The organism is Methylobacterium sp. WL119, assembly GCF_008039875.1.
Lineage (GTDB): Bacteria > Pseudomonadota > Alphaproteobacteria > Rhizobiales > Beijerinckiaceae > Methylobacterium.
The window spans coordinates 1-3702 of the sequence record NZ_VRUU01000192.1 but is presented as its reverse complement, the minus strand read 5'-3'; the positions used below and the strand labels follow the sequence as shown (position 1 = coordinate 3702).

The window sequence follows — 3702 nt, the reverse complement described above, 5'->3', positions numbered from 1 at the left end:
GTGGGGGACAAGGTTGGGGGGACGGGGGTTCGACGGGTTTGAACGACGGCTATGAATGGATTTCCTCTAGTCGGATTTTGAGTGTCGAATTCATAAAGCGGAAGTTCGACGCTCGGGAGGATTTAGCCCGATGTCGATTGCCGGCGATTGCGTTCTGACGGCGGAAGCGGACTTTCTGGCGGACACGTTCCGCTAGACACCGCACACGAAAGGCGATCTGCCAAGGTTGCGTTGGGACTACCTATGCATGATCCTCGCAGGAAGAGGATATGGTCACGGGGGCAAGTCTTGAGCTTGATGGACGATCTCGTCGCCATTCCGCAGCGCGAGAAGGGTGGAAGCATCGCGCTCGAACGGCTTGATTACCAAGCCTCTTGGGCTGTCTCGCTCGTTCTGATGCTACACGAAAAGCTGGATGACTACGCCGTCGCGTTCGAATTTCACGACGACATCGTGGTACTGAACGGCTCGACGCAGCCAACCAAGGCACGATTTTATCAGGTCAAGACGAGAACCTCCGGCAATTGGACTGTAAAGAGGCTTACGCAGCGCTATAAAAAGCGTGATGGAAGCGATAAAATTCCATCAATAATGGCAAAAATGTACGATAACAAGACTAAATTCGGCAACGCGGCTGAGGTTCTAGGCTTCGTTAGCAACCAACCTTGCGAGTTCATTGAGTATACGAAGTGCCCTTGCACCTTCGATGAAGGCGAAGTCGTCAAAACCGACGCGCTCAAGAAAGCGCTGGCGACCGAGGTTCCGACGTTCGCAGCAGGCGACATCAAGCTTTTCGAGTATTATCTATCGGACCTCCCGCTGAGCAGGCCCGGAACTATGCTTCGGGGTCTGATCCTTCAGTTCCTTGAACGCGAACTCGGTATTCCGGACTGCCCGTCATCGACATTCGTCGTGGTCATTCTCGAACACGCCCGCGAACGGTCCAAGCACATGGGCAGCGTGACGAGCTTCCAGGATTTAATGCGGGCGAAGGCGCTTACGCGTGCTCAGGTCCAGGAGATGCTGGACGAGACCAAACGGCGTCACCAGAGCAGGCCGAAGTGGTCTACCGTCTCGAACGACCTCACAGAGATATCTCCTGTCCGAAAGCGCGATATCAGGCGCGCCTGGGCACGCTACGAGCTTGAGAAGCTCAGCATGGTATCAATTGCTTTCGAGCAATTCTGCACGAACCTTTACGAACATGCGAGCGGTATCGACGATGGCGATCAAACCCTTGCCGGGATCGTTGAATCAAATCTCGGACGCGTCCGCGCGCTCGCCCAGCAGTTCGGCATTTATCAGGACGACGCGTACCTGAGTGCGGCCTTCCTCTACGAGTTCTCATCATGAGCGACGAACGCAGATTTAGATTGCTGGTGAGGAACTTGCGCAAGAAGACCAATGAAAAACTTACGCTTCAAAAAGTTATATCTCATGTCCGACCTGGAGCAGGGGGCGTTCCAGACGACGTTCGACCCGAAGATAACGATCATCCTAGGGGGCAACTCAACAGGTAAGTCATCCCTGATCAAATCCTTATACTGGGTTCTCGGTGCGGAGCCAGCCCGCGTTCACGAAAACTGGCCTAAACTGAAGGTGACTGGTCTCCTTGAATTTCAGGTTGATGGTAAAACCTTCTTCATGCTTAGGCATGGATCGGTTTTCGCGCTGTTCGACGAGGCGCGCATTCTCATGGAGTCGATGCAAAAGGTGACGAGCCAGTTGGCACCGTCCCTCGCGAAGCTACTTGGGATCAGTCTGGTCTTGCCGGACCGAAAGGGGAACCCGACAACGCCGACACCGGCCTTCTTCTTCCTGCCGTTCTACGTCGATCAGGATGTAGGTTGGGAGCGTCCCTGGCAGTCGTTCGATGGGCTGAAGCAGTTCGCCAACTACCATCGAAGCATCGTCTCGTACCATTCGGGCATCCTGCCGGACGAATGGTACGCCCGCCGGGCTGAGCTTCAGCTGATGGCCGTCGAAAAAGGCGAGTTGCAGAGCCAAGCGACCGTCGTCGAACGATCGGCCCTGGCTCTGCGGCAATCCGTGACCCAAGACGCGTTGTCGATCGACCAGGAAGCGTACGAGGCGGCGATCCTGCGTTTACTATCCGAGCTGAAAAAGCTGCGGGAGAAGCGAGCCAAGTTCGCTGCCTCATTGAGCGACGTGATAGCGCAAAGAACGCTCCTGAACGACCAGTTCGAGGTCGGGCGCCGCGCGCTCAAAGAGCTTGAGAACGATCGCGAATGGCTCGTCGAGCGGGGCGATGAGCCTATCCCATGCCCGACGTGCGGAACGGTCCACGAAAACAACTTCGCGATGAGGTTCGGCATTATCGAGGATCGCGAGGCATGCGTCGCGGTCCTGAACGAGCTCGTCGACCACATGATCGAGGTCAAGGCGCAGGTTGAGGCCGCTCGCCTGAACCTCAGGAGTGCCGACGAGCAGATCGCCGCTGCCCAACAGGTGCTCACCATCAAACAGGGCGAGATCACCCTTGCCCAGGTCATCGCGTCGGAGGGACAGCGTCAGGCGCTGAGCGTCTTCGACCGACAGGCCGCAGATATCGAAGCCAGGACAGCCGAGTTGACCACCGGGATCGAATCGGTGAGAAAATCGATACGCAAGCTCGAAAACAAAGCGCGAAAGGATAGGATCGAGTCATTTTTCGCCCAGCAGATCACATCAAATTTGAAATCGCTAGATGTTAAAAATATCAATTTGGATAAAGCGCAGAAAATTCATTACGTCATCAAGGATACCGGATCGGTTCATCCTCGTGCTGTCCTCTCCTACGTCCTAGCGTTTGTCAGCACCTGCTTCGAGCACACGACGGCGATCACTGCGCCTGTCGTCCTCGACAGTCCATTGCAGCAGGATCAGGACCCCGTAAACGCGAAACGTATCTTCAGCACGATTGAAGCGCAGAGGCCGGCGAACGCCCAGTTCATCGTGGGGTCAGTGTCGCTAAATGGATATGAGATGGACGGAAAGAAGATTGAGCTGACAAACGAACGCAAGCTGCTGCAGCCAAGTTTATACTCGGGCATATCGGCAATAATTGATGAGTTTAGAAATCAAATGATCTGAGATGGGGCCTATTACAAAACTCGGTCTATGCATTGCGATTGAATTTCGAATTTAACAATTTACCTGCAGGTTCGAGTGGCTCATCCGCCTGGGATATGGTTCAGTTCAGTGATCTAAATTGAAACTGATCGTGTTCTATGCCCAGCTTGGGGGCATAATTGTCGGAGCGGCAACGGAACATACGTCTGCTCTTGGGAGCCGCACGGCCGTTTGAATACGACTAGGTTAGGTCGAAAGCGGCCGGTGAGACTCTATGGAACGCCGCTCTCCTCCATACCGGCGCGCAGCCCACTCACCGCGCGCCGGCCAAAACCCCGCAAAAAATCACTTGTGCTTGGCGATGACCTTGTCCTTGATGCCGTCGTAGACCGACTGCGAGAGGATCTTCTTCTGCACGAGGTCGTCCTTGCCCTTGTAGGGGCGGCCCTTGATGATCGCGGCCGAGCGGGCGGCGCCGATGCCGGGGAGCGCGTCGAGCTCGGCGGCGGAGGCGCTGTTGAGGTCGAGCAGGGCGCCCTTGGCGGCGTTCGGCGCGCCGGCGACGGGGGCCGAGGGCTTCATCGGCGCGGCCGGGGCGGCGGGCGCGGTCGCCGCGGGCTTGGTCGGGGT

General features: G+C 56.3%; 3 protein-coding genes. 2 read left to right on the top strand and 1 reads right to left on the bottom strand.

The annotated features are described in order from the left end of the window. The first annotated feature begins 297 nt into the window (after positions 1 to 297). The gene (locus tag FV227_RS28120; RefSeq protein ID WP_187274991.1) at positions 298 to 1353 is read left to right on the top strand and encodes a dsDNA nuclease domain-containing protein; all 1056 of its coding nucleotides are present in this window, start codon (positions 298 to 300) and stop codon (positions 1351 to 1353) included. Positions 1354 to 1437: 84 nt separating this feature from the next. After that, a complete protein-coding gene (locus FV227_RS28115) occupies positions 1438 to 3093 on the top strand; it encodes an ATP-binding protein (protein WP_147729119.1) in 1656 nt (551 codons plus the stop codon). A 324-nt stretch (positions 3094 to 3417) separates the two neighbouring features. Here the strand turns inward: FV227_RS28115 and FV227_RS28110 are convergent. Then, positions 3418 to 3702 (bottom strand): helix-hairpin-helix domain-containing protein (locus FV227_RS28110; protein WP_147860434.1); only part of this gene is annotated, 285 nt, incomplete at its 5' end.